General features: G+C 47.9%; 20 protein-coding genes and 1 other annotated feature. Of the genes, 19 read left to right on the top strand and 1 reads right to left on the bottom strand.

Translation table 11 applies throughout. From position 1 onward, the window contains the following. Positions 1-9: 9 nt before the first annotated feature. The 13 genes from radC to rpmA all read left to right on the top strand — a co-directional run bounded on the left by radC (position 10) and on the right by rpmA (position 12,579). Complete coding sequence (radC, locus tag FTX54_RS12250; RefSeq protein ID WP_147803507.1) at positions 10-696, top strand: RadC family protein; 687 nt, start codon at positions 10-12, stop codon at positions 694-696. 261 nt (positions 697-957) lie between these two features. After that, positions 958-1,998 (top strand): rod shape-determining protein, encoded by a 1,041-nt coding sequence (locus FTX54_RS12245; RefSeq protein WP_147803508.1) that lies wholly within the window; start codon positions 958-960, stop codon positions 1,996-1,998. Between the two features lie 13 nt (positions 1,999-2,011). Then, positions 2,012-2,938, top strand: a complete 927-nt coding sequence (mreC, locus tag FTX54_RS12240) for a rod shape-determining protein MreC (protein ID WP_147803509.1) — start codon at positions 2,012-2,014, stop codon at positions 2,936-2,938. Then, a complete protein-coding gene (gene mreD / locus FTX54_RS12235) occupies positions 2,935-3,453 on the top strand; it encodes a rod shape-determining protein MreD (protein ID WP_147803510.1) in 519 nt (172 codons plus the stop codon). The genes mreC and mreD overlap by 4 nt, the downstream gene beginning before the upstream one ends. A gap of 25 nt (positions 3,454-3,478) precedes the next feature. After that, complete coding sequence (locus tag FTX54_RS12230) at positions 3,479-4,201, top strand: septum site-determining protein MinC (RefSeq protein ID WP_147803511.1); 723 nt, start codon at positions 3,479-3,481, stop codon at positions 4,199-4,201. Positions 4,202-5,078: 877 nt separating this feature from the next. Then, entirely contained in the window at positions 5,079-6,476 is a 1,398-nt protein-coding gene (locus FTX54_RS12225; RefSeq protein ID WP_147803513.1) for an ABC transporter substrate-binding protein, read from the top strand. A gap of 97 nt (positions 6,477-6,573) precedes the next feature. Then, positions 6,574-7,563, top strand: coding sequence for a LacI family DNA-binding transcriptional regulator (locus FTX54_RS12220; protein WP_147803514.1), 990 nt, complete (start codon positions 6,574-6,576; stop codon positions 7,561-7,563). A gap of 82 nt (positions 7,564-7,645) precedes the next feature. Beyond that, positions 7,646-8,980, top strand: coding sequence for a carbohydrate ABC transporter permease (locus tag FTX54_RS12215; protein ID WP_147803515.1), 1,335 nt, complete (start codon positions 7,646-7,648; stop codon positions 8,978-8,980). A gap of 15 nt (positions 8,981-8,995) precedes the next feature. Beyond that, positions 8,996-9,817 (top strand): carbohydrate ABC transporter permease, encoded by an 822-nt coding sequence (locus tag FTX54_RS12210; RefSeq protein ID WP_147803516.1) that lies wholly within the window; start codon positions 8,996-8,998, stop codon positions 9,815-9,817. Between the two features lie 201 nt (positions 9,818-10,018). Next, complete coding sequence (locus FTX54_RS12205) at positions 10,019-11,479, top strand: Rne/Rng family ribonuclease (protein ID WP_147803517.1); 1,461 nt, start codon at positions 10,019-10,021, stop codon at positions 11,477-11,479. A gap of 53 nt (positions 11,480-11,532) precedes the next feature. Beyond that, positions 11,533-11,604, top strand: a sequence feature (ribosomal protein L21 leader region). 13 nt (positions 11,605-11,617) lie between these two features. Next, positions 11,618-11,926, top strand: a complete 309-nt coding sequence (gene rplU / locus FTX54_RS12200) for a 50S ribosomal protein L21 (protein WP_147803518.1) — start codon at positions 11,618-11,620, stop codon at positions 11,924-11,926. A gap of 9 nt (positions 11,927-11,935) precedes the next feature. Next, complete coding sequence (locus tag FTX54_RS12195) at positions 11,936-12,265, top strand: ribosomal-processing cysteine protease Prp (protein WP_147803519.1); 330 nt, start codon at positions 11,936-11,938, stop codon at positions 12,263-12,265. A 20-nt stretch (positions 12,266-12,285) separates the two neighbouring features. Further along, positions 12,286-12,579, top strand: a complete 294-nt coding sequence (rpmA, locus tag FTX54_RS12190; protein ID WP_147803520.1) for a 50S ribosomal protein L27 — start codon at positions 12,286-12,288, stop codon at positions 12,577-12,579. Positions 12,580-12,707: 128 nt separating this feature from the next. Here rpmA and FTX54_RS16835 read toward each other — a convergent pair whose 3' ends face one another. After that, positions 12,708-13,226 carry a CueP family metal-binding protein gene (locus tag FTX54_RS16835; protein WP_187254512.1) on the bottom strand — a complete coding sequence of 173 codons (519 nt, stop codon included), beginning with the start codon at positions 13,224-13,226 and terminating at the stop codon, positions 12,708-12,710. A 261-nt stretch (positions 13,227-13,487) separates the two neighbouring features. Between FTX54_RS16835 and FTX54_RS12175 the strand changes: the two genes are divergently transcribed. The 6 genes from FTX54_RS12175 to pstC all read left to right on the top strand — a co-directional run bounded on the left by FTX54_RS12175 (position 13,488) and on the right by pstC (position 18,604). Further along, complete coding sequence (locus FTX54_RS12175; protein ID WP_147803521.1) at positions 13,488-13,679, top strand: hypothetical protein; 192 nt, start codon at positions 13,488-13,490, stop codon at positions 13,677-13,679. A gap of 176 nt (positions 13,680-13,855) precedes the next feature. Further along, on the top strand, positions 13,856-14,143 hold the full coding sequence (locus tag FTX54_RS12170) for a hypothetical protein (protein WP_147803522.1): 288 nt from the start codon (positions 13,856-13,858) through the stop codon (positions 14,141-14,143). Between the two features lie 16 nt (positions 14,144-14,159). Further along, positions 14,160-14,837: an NAD(P)-binding domain-containing protein gene (locus FTX54_RS12165; RefSeq protein ID WP_147803523.1), complete on the top strand. Its 678-nt coding sequence runs from the start codon at positions 14,160-14,162 to the stop codon at positions 14,835-14,837. Between the two features lie 116 nt (positions 14,838-14,953). Further along, entirely contained in the window at positions 14,954-15,703 is a 750-nt protein-coding gene (locus FTX54_RS12160; protein ID WP_147803524.1) for an MBL fold metallo-hydrolase, read from the top strand. A gap of 845 nt (positions 15,704-16,548) precedes the next feature. Continuing rightward, positions 16,549-17,595, top strand: a complete 1,047-nt coding sequence (locus tag FTX54_RS12155) for a substrate-binding domain-containing protein (protein ID WP_147803525.1) — start codon at positions 16,549-16,551, stop codon at positions 17,593-17,595. A 76-nt stretch (positions 17,596-17,671) separates the two neighbouring features. Continuing rightward, entirely contained in the window at positions 17,672-18,604 is a 933-nt protein-coding gene (gene pstC / locus FTX54_RS12150) for a phosphate ABC transporter permease subunit PstC (RefSeq protein ID WP_147803526.1), read from the top strand. Positions 18,605-18,610 lie beyond the last annotated feature (6 nt).

Below are 18,610 nucleotides of genomic sequence, written 5' to 3'. Positions count from 1 at the left end.
AGGCCTTGTATGTCAAAAGCAATGATGATCCGGGATGTGCCAAAAAGCGAACGCCCCCGGGAGCGCCTGCTGCGTGACGGGGCGGAATCCCTGTCCAATCAGGAACTGATCGCGCTGCTTCTCGGATCAGGAACGAAAACAGAATCGGTCCTTGAACTGGCTGGTCGGATAATCCAGCATTTCGACGGTCTGAAGCTCCTTAAAGAAGCAACGGCTGTGGAGCTGATGGAGATCCACGGCATCGGGGAAGCGAAGGCAGTGCAGCTCCGGGCTGCCCTGGAAATCGGCAGACGGATTAAACAGTTTCCTGTTGAGGAAACCCACGTCGTCCGTTCTCCTCAGGACGTTGCCGACTATATGATGGAAGAGATGCGCCATTTAAAACAGGAGCACTTTGTTGCGCTGTATTTAAATACGAAAAATGCGGTCCTTCATAAAAAAACGCTTTTTATCGGCAGTCTGAACGCAAGCATCGTCCACCCGCGCGAACTTTATAAAGAAGCGCTCCGGTATTCGGCAGCTTCGTTTATCTGCCTGCATAACCATCCCAGCGGGAATCCCGAACCGAGCCAGGAGGATATTGACGTGACAAAGCGGCTGACGGAAACCGGAAAAATGCTCGGGATCGAGCTTCTTGATCACGTGATTATCGGGGACAGGCGTTTCTGCTCCATGAAAGAAAAAGGATACGTCTAATGGTTGACCGGGGAGGAAAGCTCTCCGGTTTTTCCTGCGTCCGTCTCCCGGTGACCGTTCAAAAGCATTGGCCGTGCTTTTTTTACTTATTGTGGGAATATGTACAGGTAATCTGTGCTGTGTTAGGATAATAGCAGTATTTTAATACGTTCTTATAAAAACGCTACTCAAAAAAACGAACAATGCGTATAATAAAACATGTTAGTAACTAAGCAGCTGAATTAAAATTGTTCACTTGTAAGGTTGAAGGGAGATACATAGATGTTTGCAGGATTATCTAAGGACCTGGGTATTGATCTTGGTACGGCCAATACCCTCGTCTACGTGAAAGGGAGAGGTGTGATTCTCCGGGAACCGTCGGTTGTGGCAGTACGTACCGATACGGGAGCAATAGAAGCTGTCGGTACGGAAGCTAAAGAGATGATAGGCAGAACGCCGGGGAACATTGCAGCCATCCGCCCGATGAAAGACGGCGTTATTGCTGATTTTGATACAACAGCAGCGATGATGAAGCACTTTATGCGCAAAGCGCTTCGGAACCGTTCGATATTGACGAGACGTCCGGTCGTCATGGTCTGCGTTCCTTCCGGCATTACCGCTGTTGAGAAAAGGGCAGTGGAAGATGCAACAAAACAGGCAGGAGCCAAAGAAGCCTATACGATCGAAGAACCATTTGCAGCCGCGATCGGTTCCGGCCTGCCGGTGTGGGAAGCGACAGGCAGCATGATTGTCGACATCGGCGGCGGGACGACGGAAGTGGCGATCATTTCTCTCGGCGGAATCGTAACGAGCCGTTCGATCCGCATCGCAGGAGACGAAATGGATGAAGCCATCATTCAGCATATTAAGAAAAAGTATAATTTACTTATTGGTGAACGAACGGCTGAGCGCATCAAAATAGAGGTCGGGGCAGCCGGCGAAACGGACGAGCTGGAAACGATCGACATACGCGGGAGGGACCTCGTAGCCGGACTCCCGAAAACGCTCACGATCCACGCGGAGGAAATTGCAGAGACGCTCGGTGAAACGGTGCGTGCCATTATTGAAGTTGTAGGAAATACACTCGAAGAATCCCCGCCGGAACTTGCGGCGGATATTATGGACCGCGGCATCGTGCTGACCGGCGGCGGAGCGCTGCTGCGGCATATTGACACTGTTATCAGTAGAGAAACAGGGATGCCGGTATTCCTTTCTGATGCTCCGCTCGATAGTGTCGTGCAGGGGACAGGGAAAGCTTTGGAAAATATTCGCTTATTTCAGTCAAAATCGGGTGCAACAACCCGTTCGAATCGAAAAGGGTAGGAAGGTGCTGTAAATGTCTCCATTTTTCTCAAATAGACGGCTGATCGCTTTACTTGTTTCCCTTATTTTTCTCGTTGGTATTATCGGCTATTCTATGAGTGAGCAGCGAAGCCTTTCGAGACCGGAGCAGTTTATTCAGGACTCTGTAGGAGTAGCCCAGTCTGTTTTTACGCGGCCGGCCTACTGGGCTTCAAATGCGATGGACACCATCGGAGATATCCGTAATGTATACGAAGAAAATCAGGCGTTAAAATCCCAGCTCGACAGCCATGCCGCTGTTCTTGTGGAAAGAAATGAACTGGAACGCAGAAATGAAGAACTCGAAGATGCGATGGAACTCAGGAATGGTCTGAACGACTATACCGTTTATCCGGCTATGATTATCCAGCGCTCTCCGGACCGCTGGGACGAAATGGTCGGTATTAACAAAGGAGCTCAGGACGGGATTGCGGAAGAAATGGCTGTTATTACGTCTTCAGGACTGATTGGTAAAGTCAGGGAAGTTTCTCAGTTTTCTGCAACCGTTCAGCTTCTCAGCAACCAGAACGCAGCCAACAGAATATCCGCGGTAGCTGATACCGGCAGCGGGGTATATGGATTTATTGAAGGAATAGACGAAGAAAGCGGAAATCTCCGCTTTACGAAAATTGATATGGATGCAGATCTGGAAGCGGGGCAGACGGTTTCTTCATCCGGGCTGGGCGGAATTTTCCCTTCCGGATTGACGATAGGAGAAATTACTGAAGTGGAAGAAGATGAGTACGGTCTCAGCCAGACCGCGCTCGTTGAGCCTTCAGCAGATATGCAGAGCCTGGATTACGTCATGGTTCTGGAACGTGAAGCTGGAAGTCTTGACGAAGAAATCGAGGAAGAAGAACCTGATATTCCTGAAGAAGAACTCGATGAAGAAGAATCTGGAGCAGAGGAGTCGGAAGAATGAGCCGATTAGCCCTCCCTCTGGCGATGTTTGTTCTGTTTTTAGTGGAAGGCACCATTTTTCAGGTGCTGTTTTCCGGATCTACAAGCGGAGGATGGCAGTTTGTCCCTCACTTCATGTTTATCCTGATCGTTCTGACAGGAATTTTCAGAGGGCGCAGCCACGGCCTTTTTTACAGCATCATGTTCGGTGTCCTTTACGATATTGTGTACGGTCCGGTTCTTGGTGTCTACACGTTTGGATTTGCCCTGTTTACGTATCTTTTCTCTCTATCCTTTTCTTCTGTGAAACGAAGCCTGCGCATGCTTACCGCTGTAGTTATGACGGCCGTGATTTTCCTGGAATATTATTCTTACGGAATGATGTCTATTCTCGGAATCACGACCCAGGCGCATGATTCATTATTTCTTGACAGGTTCCTGCCTACTTTTCTTATGAATCTTGCTGTGGCAGCCTTTATGGTCATGCCGGTTCGTTACTGGTTTTACAGTGTGGATGGCAGAAGTGATGACAGGTAAATAAAGACGAGGGAGGTGGACCATTTTGACAAAAGAGCTCCGTGATTACGCTGCGTTAAAAGGGACGATTCAGGGACTTAAGCTGATCCTGAATGATCAGTGTTCGTTTTCAGAACTGCTGAATGGACTGGAAGAAACGCTTGCCGGTAAAAAAGCACTCTTCGTTTCGAAAAGAAATGAACCGCTTCATGCCGTTGTGGATACAGGCTATCGCTTTCTCACGGAAAAGCAGCAGGAAGAACTGCGGGTTTTTTTGAGCAGAACGTTTCATATTGAAGCCGTTGAGATTTCAAGTCATCTTATGAAGAAAAAAGAAGCTGAAAAAGCGATCGAAGAAGTAAGGATCACGAAACTTCTCCGTGTCGTCCGCTACGGGCAGGAAGTGGAGATCGAAGGAGACGTCCTGCTTATTGGTGATGTGGACCCCGGGGGAGAAATCCGTTCGACCGGAAGCATCTACGTATTCGGCAGTCTCCGTGGCAGAGCGGCTGCCGGCACCGGGGGAGATGCACGGGCCATTATCTGTGCCGCTTTCCTTGATCCGTCCGAGCTGGAGATCGCGGGGACGGTAAAAACATTTTCTGAAGAGGAATCAGAAGACGTTTCGGAAACGATCGGCATGTTCGAATCGGCGCTTTTGAATGAAGAGGGAAACCTTGTGACAGAAAAAGTTCAGAATCTGCGTATGAGCCGGCCTGATTTTGACAAAGGTCCAAAACAGCCGGAGCCCTCCCAAAAATGGACATAAAAAGCCAATGTCTTATTTTGAGAAACCGCTTCTTTTCTCCGAAGGGTCAGGCGGGGACGCCGTTGGAAACAGTGGAATACAAGCCCCTCGGCCGGTTTTCGCCGGTAAGCGCAGGAGAAGATACGAATAAAAGAATCACAATATATTACATCAACACTTGGAGATCTGCAGCTGTAATCTGCAGGTCTTTTTTGTGCGGCAAGCTGTTTACTCACTCGATTATTTCTGGAAGCAGATAATTTTTGAGGAGATATTTCTATCTGAAAGCCTATCTTGAAAATAAAGTATGTAAGCGATAGACGTGCGCTTTCGTTTCCATGGGGGCGCAGGGCCGGCCACAGCTAATCCCTTCCTCCCTGCGGTCGTGCGGAGTGGGGCACGTCCTTGACCGCCCCGGAGTCGCCCCATGTCCACTCCAGCTCCGGGTAAAAATACGGAGCAGGATCGGCCTTCTAATAAAGAAGGCCCCTTCTGACTATCCTTCATTAAACGTGCGTAAGAACCCTGGACGGTTAACAGAGCTATAAACATAAGACTTTAACACAGTTGTCTGAAAAAGGACCTTTTCGATTGTTCTCTGTAATTTCAATAGAAATTTTAAGGGAATTTATAAAAAATTCAGAAAAATATATTGGCGGAGATCCCAACTGCGCCAACAGGTTTGGAATGTAGATCTATAAAAATCTATAAAAATTTTAAAAAAACACTTGAAAACGTTTTCATATGGACATATACTACATGTATGACAGCGATTCCAGTCAGGCGCAGAAGGGGATTTGTTTATTTGCAGATAAAGGGCAGAATAAGCATCTCCATTTTTTATAAGGTGTCTGAAATCGTTATCACATATCTATATTTCTTAAGGGGGAAACACAGCATGCGTATTAGAAAAAGAGCGTTAACAAGTGTTATGGCACTGTCAATGGTTGGGGTACTTGCGGCCTGCGGAGGAAACGACGGGGGCAGCGAAAACAACGGCGGCACAGACACTGGTAACAACGCAGGTGGGGAAACAAATGAAGAAATGGATAACGAGGCCGAGACTGGAAACGAGACGGAAACGGAAGAGAATGACGGCGAAGAGGCGGCCGGAGACGGAGAAGAAGTAACAATCACTTACGCCCGTGGACAGGATACGACAAATGCGACGGAAGCATTGATTGATGCCTTTGAAGAGCAGAATCCAAACATAACTGTTGAAGTGAGAGAGATGCCTTCTGATACAGGTCAGTCCCACGACCAGTACGTAACGGAGTTCAGTGCAGGAGACGATACGATTGACGTGTTTGATGCGGATGTTATCTGGCCGGCAGAATTTGCTCAGGCTGGATACGCCCTGGAACTGGACCGCTATGTGGAGCGGGATGGTATTGAACTGGACGATTATTTCGAAGGAACGGTTGATTCCGGAACATTTGACGGCCGGCTTTGGGCGATGCCGACATACACGGATGCCGGACTCCTTTATTACCGGACGGATATTGTCGATTCCCCTCCGGAAACATGGGATGACTTGATTGATATGGCTGGAGAAATGCAGGGAGAAGAAGGGACCGAATTCGGCTACCTGATGCAGGCGAACCAGTATGAAGGACTGGTCGTTAATGCGATTGAGTTCTTCGGCGCTTATGGAGCTGAAGTCCTTGATGAGGATCAGAACGTCACAATTAATACACCGGAAGCAGTCACTGCACTTGAAAAAATGCAGGAAATAGTTCAATCCGACTTTGTGCCGGGAGATATTCTGAACTTTGATGAGCCGGCTACAGAAAATGCATTTCTGGAAGGACAGGCAGTATTTGCACGTAACTGGCCTTACATGCAGGCAAACACTCAAAATGAAGAAGTTTCACAGGTGGCAGGCGACGTAGGATTTTCGCTTCTGCCTGCAGGAGATGAGGGCAGTGCAGCAGGTCTCGGCGGCTGGATGTCCATGATTAACCGTAACTCTCAAAATACTGACGAAGCATGGGAATTCCTGAAGTTTAAAACAAGTGAAGAAGGACAGAAAATCTCAGCTATGGAAGGCGGACGTGCTCCGACAATCCGTGACCTTTATGAAGATGAAGAAGTGCAGGAAGCAGCACCTTTGTTTGCAGACGAAGAGTTTGTAGCAACGCTTGAGAATGCAATTCCGCGTCCTGTTACACCGATTTACCCGCAGATTTCCGACATCATGCAGATTGAACTGTCCCGCGCCCTTTCCGGCGACATCTCTGCAGAAGAAGCAATTGAGAATATGGAACAAGAAATTCAATCCGCACTTGACGAGTAAAGCAAGGTGCAGCGGGGAGTGAACACTCTGTTCGCTCCCTTCTTTTATAGAGGGTATCCGTCTCTTGGATTGGGACGTAAAGGCAGGTGTATGAGGTGTGGCAACGATTAAGGACATTGCATTAAAAACTGGTCTTTCTCCTACTACAGTTTCACGGGTCATTAATAACCATCCTTATGTAGATAAAACGAAACGAAAAAAAGTGCTCGAAGCGATGGAAGAATTAAGTTATGTGCCGAATTCCTCTGCAAGAAGACTGCGCGGGCAGCGTACGAATACAATTGCGGTAATTATCTCCCGCATCGTGAATCCTTTTTTCAGCCACCTCGTGGATGCTATGGGTGAAATTGCAACGGAGGAGGGGTATCAGCTGGTGCTCTGCGATTCCAGACTGGAGAAAAAACGTGAACTCCAGCATCTCGAACTGTTGAAAACGAAGCAGGTGGACGGAGTAATTCTCGCTTCCCTCCAGAACAAGTGGGAGGACATTGAACCGTATACCCGCTACGGTCCCGTTATCAGCTGTAATGAATACGATTCAAAAGCCCAAATGCCGAGCATTCTCTGTGACCAGAAGCAGGGGGGATATATGGCGGTAAAGCACCTGATTGAACGTGGACATACAAAAATTGCCTGTGCAGGAGGTGCTCTTCGTATAGAACTTACAAGAGACCGCTACCGCGGCTACGAAGAAGCAATGATGGAAGCAGATCTGCCGGTTCAGGAGGAATTTGTATTCTCAAGTTCCTATGGAATTGAAGACGGCAAGGAAGTGTTCAGGCGTATTTATGCGATGGAGAATCGTCCAACGGCTATTTTTGCCGGAGGGGACGAAGTGGCAGCCGGCATCATCAGTGAAGCGAAAAAAATGAAATTTCGTATACCGGAAGATCTGGCCGTTGTGGGATTTGATAACCAGCCGATTGCCGAACTCATTGATCCGGGAATTACAACCATCGATCAGCCGATGAAATATATGGGGACGAGAGCGATGCAGGTCATGCTGGACATGGTCGCCAATAATCGTGAAGTCACCTATACGAGAGAGATTCTTCCGCTGGAGCTTGTCATCCGGGAATCGACGTAACAGAGGGGGAACTTCGGCTTTTTTAACTGAAATCGATATCAAGACCAGATCATAATTAACGGATGTGAAGGAGGAACCTTTGATGGGCGAAAAGAAAAAACGTTTCCAACTAAATGAGAAACAGCTCGGTTATATGATGGTCGCACCGGCTCTCCTGCTGATTTTTGCGATAACGCTGTGGCCGGTGGCCCAGTCGTTTTATAACAGTATGTTTGACTACCGGCTGAACGACCCAACCCGTAACCAGACAACTCTCAGCTACCAGATTGACCTTGAGCGTTATGCCGACAACTATTTCTTTTATGAAAGGGACATCAGTTCGCTTCAGGAAGAGGTAGAAGGTTCGGATCTGGAGGAGGAAGTGACGCGGATTGACGCCGAGATTCAGGAGTATCATGAGCAGATCGTTACTTCTGATAACCTGGCCGATCAATATGCGACTGTAGATGAAATGGTAATGAATTTTGAACCCGTCAATGACACCGATTTGAAGTACGGTGAAATCAGCAATAACTTCACGGAAGAATATATTGCTGTTCTCGAATCGTCCAGTGAGGAATTGTCCGGATTTTTCGAGCAGACAGAAGAGGAAGAGCTGCAGGAATACCTGTCCGGGGCAAGCGGGACGATAGATCAGATGGATCGGGCGATGATCCGCCCGAACTTTATCGGTTTAGCCAACTACGGGAAATACTTAACCGAAGCAAGAACATGGCAGTCGATGTGGAACACGGTGTTTTTTACCGCCATATCCGTGTTTTTTGAACTCGTCATCGGATTGGCAGTCGCACTGGTTATTAACCGTGCATTCATCGGACGGGGCGCTGTTCGTGCAGCCGTACTTATTCCGTGGGCCATTCCGACCGCCGTCAGTGCAATGATGTGGAGTTACCTTTACGACGGCCAGTTCGGTATAGTAGCGGAATATTTTGAGCGGCTGGGGCTTATCTCTGAAGCCTCTGTGCTGTTAAGTTCCGGCTCAGGAGCGATGTTCTCGATAATTTTAGCAGATGTATGGAAAACGATGCCTTATATGGCGCTTCTCCTGCTTGCAGGGCTGCAGACGATATCCGGCTCGCTCTATGAAGCAGCGGAAGTGGACGGAGCAGGGAGGTTCCAGAAATTCCTGTATGTCACCCTGCCGATGCTGAAGTCAGCGATTCTCGTTGCGCTTCTCTTCCGGACACTTGACGCGTTCCGGGTATTTGACTTGATCTACGTATTGACCGGCGGTGGTCCGGCGAACAGTACCGAATCTGTTTCCGTATATGCTTATCAGGTTCTTTTCGCCCAGCAGAATTTCGGGGAAGGCTCTGTTCTTTCCGTAATCATGTTCGTTTCTGTAGCGATTATCAGTATTCTCTTCATTAAGCTGATCGGTTCGGATCTGTTCGAAGGCAAAAAAGGAAAAAGCTAAAAGGAGGCAGCCAATATGAGGAAAAAAGCCGGTTTTCCGTTTTATATTTTCTTAAGTATATTTATCTTTATCACCATGTTTCCGTTTATCTGGGTTCTTCTGACTTCCTTCAAGCCGCCGGGTGAAATCTACTCGGGATTTGAATGGTTTACGGCCAACCCGCAGATACAGTCCTATATTAACGCAGTGGAGACAAGGCCTCTGTTTCTTTACATGTGGAACAGTATTGCCGTTTCATCCCTGACGACAATCATCGCGATATCCGTTGCCTCTCTTGCAGCTTATGCAGTGACGCGTCTTCCGATTAAATTCAAAGGCACGATCCTCGGTATCGTCCTTGCGGCAGCGATGTTTCCGCAGATTGCGATTATCTCTCCAATCTTCAATCTGATTCAGGGCCTTGGCCTTCGTAACAGCTATATGGGTCTCGTTATCCCGTATATTACGATCAGCCTTCCGCTTGCGATCTGGATTCTCGCTACTTTCTTTCAGAAGATTCCTTTTGAACTGGAAGAGTCAGCCAAGCTTGACGGGGCGACGCCGTTCCAGACATTCAGAAAAATTATCTTTCCACTTGCCGCTCCCGGAGTCTTTACGACAGCGATTCTTGTGTTTATCGCTGCCTGGAACGAGTATATTTTTGCATTGACGATCAACTCCGCAGACAGCTGGCGCACGATTCCGGTCGGTCTTTCAATGTATCAGTCCCAGTACACAATTCCATGGGGCGACATCACCGCTGCGACAGTTATTGTGACAATCCCGATTGTCGTTATCGTTCTCATGTTCCAGCGCCGCATCGTTGCCGGACTAACTTCCGGTTCCGTAAAAGAATAGGCAGAGCTGCAGCGAACGCTGACGAAATAAAAAATGGTTACAAGATAAGTCTAAAAACCTTCCTGACCAACGCGGTCGGGGAGGTTTTCCCTTTTCCAGCTTTTGTTATCAGGGGAAAAGCTGATTAGGAGTACTTCACAACTAGCTTCTTTTCATTTACCGCGCCGGGCGGTATACTTGCTTAAGCAGGGAGGTGCACCGATGAACAGACAGGTAATATTGGAAAAAACAACTGCCGGCCACCGTGGCGCGGTTCTGGAAGAAGGAAAGGTACAGGAATGGCTCCTTGACGATCCGGATGCACCACTGAAAGAAGGAATGATTATCAGCGGGAAAATCGTGAACGTTCTCAGCAGCATGGACGCCGCTTTTATTGATGTCGGTCTGCAGAAGCATGGGTATTTACATAAAAAGGAACATCCGGCCCATCAGCGCTGGAAGCTCAATAAGGAAGGAAAGGAGCCTGCCATAGCCCAGATGCTCCAGACTGGAGGCCGCATCCTTGTCCAGGTAAAAAAAGAAGCTGCAGGGTCTAAAGGGCCGACGCTTACGATGCTTCTCTCCATCGCCGGCAGCTATATTATCTACATGCCTTTCGGAGGCTATACTGCTATCTCAAAAAAACTTGACGACGAGACGAGAGATGCTTTTCGTGAAGCGGCTTCTTCGTGGTGCGCCGAAGAGGAAGGCTTGATAGTAAGGACGAACGCGGGCTCACAGGAGGTCGATGTTCTCGAAAAGGAGTTTTATCACCTCCGTCGTAAATATGAAAAAATGCTGGAGAAATTTCCCGCTGCTCCGGGAACGGTGTTTGACGATCAATCTTCGGCCGCTTCCCGTGTGGAAAGGGACTTTTTAACAGATGAAAAAACAATCGTCAAAACAAACGACGCAGCACTTGCCTCCGACTGGAAGCACCAGGGCTTCACCCGGCAGGTGGAATGGCGCCGGGAAACGGATCTCTTTCATAAAGAAGGAATGGACCGCGAACTCGAAAAAACGCTCCGTCCGTTTGTATGGATGAAAAACGGCTCTTCACTCCTGATTGAACAGACGGAAGCGATGACGGTAATCGACGTGAATTCGTCTAAATTCACCGGACGCGGAGGGAGTGAGCTTGCCGGTACTTCTTTTGAAGTGAACAAAACAGCAGCGGCAGAAATAGCCAGGCAGCTGCGGCTCCGCAACATCGGCGGCATCATCATTATCGATTTTATCGATATGCCTAAAGACCACCAGCGCCGGGAAGTGCTGCAGGTGCTGAAAGAAGCAGCCAAAAACGACCGGACGATTACAAACGTTATCGGCTTTACGAATCTCGGCTACGTGGAAATGACGCGCAAGCAGTCCAGAAAGACACTGGAGCAGATTTTAATGAAGTCATGCGAGGCATGCGGTGGATCGGGGAGGATTCTCCGGGAAGAAAAACTCCTGGAGGATATGGCCCGCACCGTAACAGCGCTCAAGGATATAGAAGCGGTTCTCATAGAAGCAGCTCCACGTCTATACCGGTATGTGCAGAAGCAGACGGAAATTTCCTTCGGAGACGGTCCTGCTGTTTTCCTCCGTGAAAAGGAAGATGCGGGCGGCTTTTTGATTGCACGAACCGGCAGCATAGAAGAACTGCAGGATAAGGGAATCCGCCTTAAAGAAAACAATTGACCGTGCTCGAATTTCTGTGATATGATTTCCTTTGTTAGTTATTTGGCTGCGCCCAAATACTGTAACCGCACGGAGCAGGTTTTCAAGCGTTTGACGCACCTGCAAAGGCGAGTCTGAGTCAAAGAGGAGGTGCGCAACATGTACGCAATTATTGAAACTGGTGGAAAACAAGTAAAAGTAACGGAAGGTCAGGAAGTATACGTAGAAAAGCTTGACGTAGAAGCTGGAGCTACTGTAACTTTTGACCGGGTAATTCTTGTAGGCGGTGAAGAAACAAAGGTAGGTTCTCCTATCATCGACGGAGCTACAGTAACTGGTAAAGTCGAAAAGAACGGCCGCGGCAAGAAATTGACGGTATTCAAGTATAAAGCGAAGAAGAACTATCGCCGCAAACAGGGTCATCGTCAGCCTTACACAAAAGTAACGATCGACAAGATCGACGCGTAAGGATTTCTCATGATTCACATCCGATTTAACCGGAATGATGAAGGAGAAATAACATCGTTTCGTATGAGCGGTCACGCCGAATCAGGTCCTTATGGATACGATCTCGTCTGTGCCGGAGCATCAGCTGTTTCTTTCGGCCTCGTAAACGCTGTTTATGAACTGGCAGGAACGAAACTCGAGCTCGACATGGAAGGCGAAGGCGGCTTTTTATACGCTGAAGTTCCAGACGGACTTTCAGAAGCGGTGCAAAGCAGAATTCAATTATTACTCGAAGGAATGCTCGTGTCGTTTTTAACGATGGAGGAGCAGTACGGAGAGTTTATATCTGTAAAATCTTAAATACACAGGAGGTGAAGACTATGTTCTTGAAGCTGGATCTTCAATTTTTCGCCCAGAAAAAAGGTGTAGGTAGTACGAAGAACGGACGTGACTCCATTTCCAAGCGTCTTGGTGCCAAGCGCTCGGACGGACAGTCTGTTACAGGCGGTTCTATCCTCGTGCGTCAGCGCGGGACTCGCGTTTACCCTGGTGTAAACGTAGGAATTGGTGGAGACGATACACTATTTGCAAAAGTGGACGGTGTTGTTAAGTTTGAACGCGTCGGACGTGACCGCAAGCGAGTGAGCGTCTACCCGGAAGCACAGGAAGCATAAAGATAATCCCGGAGGCCCCAGGCCTTCGGGATTTTTTCGTTTTCATGGGCCCGCCCGGAAAGCGTCCCCATGGAAACGAAAGCGCACGTTCATCGATTCAATACTTTATATTCAAGGCAGCCTTTTTATTACGAAAGCTGCATTGTAGTAATGCACGTATCGTCTCCTTCATAAGTGGAAATTTCTCCCCCGGTTGTTTTCCCATCGTGCCCGATCGCGATGTGGTAGGTTTCGTCGCGGGGCAGCCACAGGTCAAGAAAACCGTGGTCGGGAGCTGTCATCGTCTCGTCTATAAAAGTCTTTCCATCGGCATCTTTAATCAGGACCTCAAACTCTTCTCCTGCAAGCTCTCCCTGACAACCTGTCAGGTTATGAATGCTTCACGGATGGGTTTCGTCCACGTAAGGAGCGATGGAAACAAAAAATTCCTCTTCAGACGTGTCATAGGTTGTCTGCGATCCACCGCTGCCTTTTACCATCAGATCGTGGGAGGAAATAGAAGCGGCCTCGGCGTTGAGAGTCCCGGCGCTGTACCCTTCTACAAGCTCCCGTACGTCTTCGGTTCCGCCGTTGCTGGAGAAAACAAAAACGAGCAGCCCGAGTGAAAGAGCAGTAAACCCAATTATTGAAATAAGTTTTCCATTCATACGGTCTCTTCCTTTCTATATTTAAAGCTGTATTAAAGTCTGTTATTGATAAATATAAGAAACTCCGCTTCAGCTCAGCCGTGGAGGAGCTTTAACAGAGACATTCATGCAAAAGCCTTGCAGCATGAGGGATGAAAAATAGCCTTCTATAGGAATGGAAATCCCCTTCTATACAGGTCGAATCAATAATGTTCAAGAAGGGGTTTCTTTAATTAGAAGGCAGATGATGAGCGCTCTTTTATACCGTAAGTTGGAGTGGACATGGGACGACTCCGGGGCGATCAAGGACGAGCCGAAGATCCATTCCGCCCGACGGAAGGGAGGACGGAATTAGCTGAGGCCGGCCCGCCCGGAAAGCGTCCCCATGGAAACGAAAGCGCACGTTCATCGATTCAATACTTTATTTTCAAGGCAGCCATATTTAAAAGCAGTATTATCGATGTCCTGATTTAAAAATATGACATTTTAAGTATGAAAACAATAGGGAGAATCTTGTTAATTATGATCGTTTTGTGAATCGATGAAAAAGCATCCAGAAGCGCTTTCGTTTCAGCAAGGCAGGAAAGGGAAAAGGAAGAACAGAAGCTTATTAACACGAGCACAAAGAAATGGATTTTCAGGAGGAAGAAATGTTGCAGCTTATTAAAACAACGGGTTTGTTACTGATTACGGCAGGGGTTATTTCCTTAATCCTGTACTTTGATTCAATGGCCCCCATATCGATCGGATTGATCGCTGCTGGAGCTGCAGTAACAGCGGCCGCAGCCCTGGCAGCCAAGCGGGATCTGCCTGTACCGTGCCGTTTAGGATTTCACCGCTATGACCATACCGGATATGATGAAGAAATGAGATCGATGAGAATATATAAATGCCGGCGCTGTACAAAAGTAAAAAAAGCGGTGCTCGGCGGAGGATAAAAGGGGGATAATTATAATGAAACAACATGCAGCCTGGGGCACAGCCGGTATCGGAAAACTCGGAACAGCACTGATCACGCAGTGGATGAAGCAGGATTTGGAGACGGGACTCTATCACCCGGATGCGGAAAAGGCGAAGAAAGCAGCGAAAAATTTATCGACTAAAGTCTTGAAAAAAGATGACCTGGCGAAGCTGGATTACCTCGTTTTGGCGCTTCCTGCCGATCAGATACTACCGTTTGTTAAGGATCTTAAAAAAGCCGGCGTCCAGCTTGAGGAGACGGTACTGATTAATATGGCGACCAAACAGGAGACAGCGGAGCTTCGGGAAACGTATCCGGAACTGCAGTGGGCTTCTGTAAAATATATCGGTCATGCAGAAAGCCTGAGGCGGGATGGGAGCGGACTGTTTATTACAGAAGAGACAGATGAACATCTCCGGGACCGGTTTTCGAGAATTGGACATGTGGAAACAGCGGCCGAAGAGACAGCGGAAAAAGTAAATCAACTAGCTACTTCCCAAGCCGTACTGGCGGCCATAAAGCTGGAAAAACAGATGGAGGAGGAAGGGTGGAATGACGTGTATATAAAGCACGCTCTCCGCTCTCTTTTTCCGGAAGTGATCCGGGCTTATGCAGACGGAAAGCTGGGCCGCTTCGGTCAAAAAATCGTCGAAGAAATGGACAAAAAATAACACGTTCTTTCAATCAGAGCGGTAATCAGCCTCCGGAAGCGGTTAAATTAACGGTAAGGAGCAGGCAAATATCATCTGTATATAGAAGTATTCATTTAGAGAGGGAGGAATGAAAAATGAAAATATCAGTAGCAGGTTACTGGGGAGCCTACCCGGAAAAAGACGGGGCTACGAGCTGCTTTGTACTGGAGTCAGAAGGAGAAGTAATGCTGCTGGACTGTGGAAGCGGGGCCGTATCTGCGCTGCCCCACATTACTCCGCTCGAGGACATCACAGATGTAGTCGTCAGCCACAGGCACCATGACCATACCGCTGATCTTGGTGCTCTCGTATACAGCCGGATCGTCGCGATGGAACTCGAAAACTCGGATGAATCGCTGAATTTTCACGTTCCGAAAGCAGAAAAGGATTTTTTTGAAGTGTTTAATAAAGAACCTTTTTCGAAAGTGGAAACTTATGAGGAAACAGACCAGCTCACATGCGGCAGCGTAACGCTTTCCTTCATGAAAACGGATCATCCTGTCCCGTGCATGGCGGTCAGGCTTCAGGAAGAAAAAAGGTCCATTGTATATACAGCTGATACGGTATACAGTCCGGAGCTGGCTGCTTTTAGTGAAGGGGCCGATCTTATTATCGCGGAGTGCAGTTTTTATAAAGGGCAGGACGCCGCCCGGTACGGCCATATGTCGAGCACTGACGCCGGCCGTCTCGCAGAAGAGGCGGATGCCGGGGAACTGTGGCTGACGCATCTGCCGCACTTCGGCAATCATAACGATCTGATCAGGGAAGCAGAAGGAGAGTACTCCGGCTATGTCCAGCTCGCTTTCCGCGGCCTGTCAAAAGAATATGAAGAAAACACGCGCTGACCGGCGCGTGTTTTTTCAGAGTGTTGATTCAGTAAAGAAAGAAGTATATTCATTCTATTCCTTGTATTTTCTCCTCCGCTTACCGGCGGAAGCCTGCCGTGGGGCTTGTCTTCAGCTATTTCCCCTGTCTCCAGGACAGGGGAAATGATCTTCAGACTGCGCTTATATCCCACTGGCGTCCCCGCCGGACACTGCAGAGAAAATCACTTTTTTTATAGGAGAAACCTGTAGCACGTTTGTTTTCGTAAAAAAGTCTTTCTTTTTTTCAGATGCTGGAGCTGTAAAAGGGTGACTCCGGAAGGATGATTCTTTGTTTTATGAAAGACAGGTCAGCTGAGAGAGTTCCCTCCGGAAAGCGACTCTTCGAAAGCGGAAACAGCCAACTGTCTACTTATACAGAAAAAATCACTTTGTAAACAGCCTGGAAAACACGCGCTGACTGGCGCGTGTTTTTTTGTTCTAAAATTTAAGAGGGAATGAGTTCTGTTAATCGGCCGCCTGGTTTTGTTGATCCCCGGAAAACTGTTTATTCGTACTCAGGTTCTCCGTTTTCCTTTCTTCGTTCTGTTCATTTCCTTCTGCCTCCTGCCGATAAACAATCCCAGGTCAACAGAGGAATATAATTTTTTTCAGGTGAAATACAAATTTATTTCAAGGAAAAATATAAGGCTGAGACCTGCTGTGCCAGGAATTGAGAACTTTTCTGACGATTTGTAAATGACACATTTACATTGCTTTTACAAACCTTAACATGGAGTTTATTTCAGGTTAACAATTAAAGATTATACTTTGTCTTGGGTAAGGAAATAACTTAAACGTTTTTAAATCAGAGGAGGATATGTGACATGAAAAAGTATGCACTAAGTTTTATGGCAGTCGGATCTATGGCAGTATTTGCTGCGTGCGGAGGCAACGAAGAAGCATCCGGGGATGAAAACACGACCAGCGGAAACGCAGCCAATGAAGAAGCATCCGGGGACGAAAGTTCAAACGGAGGCAACGAAGAAGCATCCGAGAGCGAGAGTTCAGAAGAAATAAGCGGCAGTGTAACCATCGACGGTTCTGGAACTGTGTATCCGCTAATGTCACGCATCGCTGAAGAATATATGACAGAGGAAAATCCAAACGTCAGTGTCGAAGTGAGCCGTGCCGGTACGAGTGCAGGCATGCAGCGTTACGTGCAGGGAGAAACAGATCTTTCTAACGCGTCGCGTACTGTATCAGACGAGGAAATGGAAGAGATGGAAGCTAACGGAGTCGAATCTCAGGAATTTCCAGTTGCGCTTGATGGAATGACAATCGTTCTGCACCCGGACAACGACTGGGCGACGGAAATGACGGTGGAAGAAGTAGAATCTCTCTTTATTTCCGGAGCTATTGATGGAGACGATGAAGTAATGTGGTCTGACATTAATTCGGAATGGCCGGATGAAGAAGTCAATCAATATGGACCGAATGAAAATCATGGAACGTACGAATTTTTCGTAGAAGAACTGATCGATGAGCAGGACCTCGTTGACGGGATTAACCTTCAGCAGGATTACTCCACGCTTGTTGAGCTGGTCTCAGAGGACGAAAATGCGATCGGATTCTTCGGATTCGGTTACTACGAAGGCAATACCGATTCTCTTGGAGTTGTTTCCATCGACTTTGGAGAAGGAAACATTACTCCATCACTGGATAATATCGATCTGGAAGGCGACTACGCACCTTATACCCGCCAGGTGTTTACCAACCTGAATCTTAACGCCGCGAGTGAAAATCCGGCCGTGAAAGATTTTGCCCGCTACGTTTTTGAAGTAGGCGGTGAGCTGGCGCCGGAGACTGGATTCGCTCCGCTTCCGGAAGAAGAGCTGGATGAATACCAGGAGGAAGTCGAAGCAATCGAATAAATTCCAGAAGGCAGGAGGCGGAGCATCAAGCCGCCTGCCTTTTACTGACTGAAACGAAAGAGAGGGGCATCTGGGGATGGCTAATTCAATGAACGTTCACGAAATGATTAAAGATAAAAGACAGAAAAGCCGCCGGCACAAGCTGGAAAAAGCAATACCGTTTCTATTATTTTTAGCGGCTTCGGTTTCTGTTGTTACAACGGTAGGAATTCTTCTTACCTTAATAGTAGAAACGGTCATGTTTTTTTCGGAGGTTTCCTTCAGGGAATTTTTCCTGTCGACGGAAATGAGTCCGCTCAACCCGAGTAATCCGACCTTCAGTATTCTGCCATTGCTCTCCGCTACGCTGTTATCTACGATTATAGCCATGCTGGTTGCGATTCCGATCGGATTATCTACAGCGGTTTACTTGAGTGAATATGCGACAGACCGGGCCCGCCGGGTACTGAAACCGATGGTGGAAGTACTTGCAGGAATCCCTACGATCGTATACGGCTTTTTCGCTTTTACGTTCGTCACACCCGTGCTGCGGGAAATTATACCGATTCTTGACCGGACGAACATTTTAAGTCCGGGTATTGTAATGGGGATTATGATTATCCCGATGGTCGCTTCTTTATCGGAAGATGCGCTCAGCGCTGTGCCGAATCAAATGCGCGAAGGCGCGATGGCATTCGGGGCAACGAAATTTGAAGCAACAGTAAAAATTGTTATTCCGGCTGCGATTTCCGGTATCATTGCATCTTTCGTTCTCGGTATTTCCCGTGCGATTGGAGAAACAATGATTGTCACTATAGCCAGCGGAAGTACGAAAAATTTAACGTTCGATATTACCCAGTCGATGCAGACGATGACGGCCTATATCGTCGAAGTGACGAGCGGGGACGCCGGAGCTGGAACAACTGCCTACTACAGTCTTTACGCAGTGGCGATTACGTTGTTTATTTTTACACTTTCGATGAATATGCTCGCCAAATATATCTCAAAGCGCTACCGGGAGGTGTACTAAACGACG

The organism is Alkalicoccus halolimnae (genome assembly GCF_008014775.2).
Classification (GTDB): domain Bacteria; phylum Bacillota; class Bacilli; order Bacillales; family Salisediminibacteriaceae; genus Alkalicoccus; species Alkalicoccus halolimnae.
The sequence above is the reverse complement of the archived record's forward strand: the minus strand, read 5'-3'. Positions and strand labels throughout refer to the sequence as shown.

Coding starts and splice junctions, on each gene's coding strand:
- radC (WP_147803507.1), top strand. CDS start 10: ATGTCAAAAGCAATGATGATCCGGGATGTGCCAAAAAGCGAACGCCCC.
- FTX54_RS12245 (WP_147803508.1), top strand. CDS start 958: ATGTTTGCAGGATTATCTAAGGACCTGGGTATTGATCTTGGTACGGCC.
- mreC (WP_147803509.1), top strand. CDS start 2,012: ATGTCTCCATTTTTCTCAAATAGACGGCTGATCGCTTTACTTGTTTCC.
- mreD (WP_147803510.1), top strand. CDS start 2,935: ATGAGCCGATTAGCCCTCCCTCTGGCGATGTTTGTTCTGTTTTTAGTG.
- FTX54_RS12225 (WP_147803513.1), top strand. CDS start 5,079: ATGCGTATTAGAAAAAGAGCGTTAACAAGTGTTATGGCACTGTCAATG.
- FTX54_RS12215 (WP_147803515.1), top strand. CDS start 7,646: ATGGGCGAAAAGAAAAAACGTTTCCAACTAAATGAGAAACAGCTCGGT.
- FTX54_RS12210 (WP_147803516.1), top strand. CDS start 8,996: ATGAGGAAAAAAGCCGGTTTTCCGTTTTATATTTTCTTAAGTATATTT.
- FTX54_RS12205 (WP_147803517.1), top strand. CDS start 10,019: ATGAACAGACAGGTAATATTGGAAAAAACAACTGCCGGCCACCGTGGC.
- rplU (WP_147803518.1), top strand. CDS start 11,618: ATGTACGCAATTATTGAAACTGGTGGAAAACAAGTAAAAGTAACGGAA.
- FTX54_RS12195 (WP_147803519.1), top strand. CDS start 11,936: ATGATTCACATCCGATTTAACCGGAATGATGAAGGAGAAATAACATCG.
- rpmA (WP_147803520.1), top strand. CDS start 12,286: ATGTTCTTGAAGCTGGATCTTCAATTTTTCGCCCAGAAAAAAGGTGTA.
- FTX54_RS12175 (WP_147803521.1), top strand. CDS start 13,488: ATGGGACGACTCCGGGGCGATCAAGGACGAGCCGAAGATCCATTCCGC.
- FTX54_RS12170 (WP_147803522.1), top strand. CDS start 13,856: ATGTTGCAGCTTATTAAAACAACGGGTTTGTTACTGATTACGGCAGGG.
- FTX54_RS12165 (WP_147803523.1), top strand. CDS start 14,160: ATGAAACAACATGCAGCCTGGGGCACAGCCGGTATCGGAAAACTCGGA.
- FTX54_RS12160 (WP_147803524.1), top strand. CDS start 14,954: ATGAAAATATCAGTAGCAGGTTACTGGGGAGCCTACCCGGAAAAAGAC.
- FTX54_RS12155 (WP_147803525.1), top strand. CDS start 16,549: ATGAAAAAGTATGCACTAAGTTTTATGGCAGTCGGATCTATGGCAGTA.
- pstC (WP_147803526.1), top strand. CDS start 17,672: ATGGCTAATTCAATGAACGTTCACGAAATGATTAAAGATAAAAGACAG.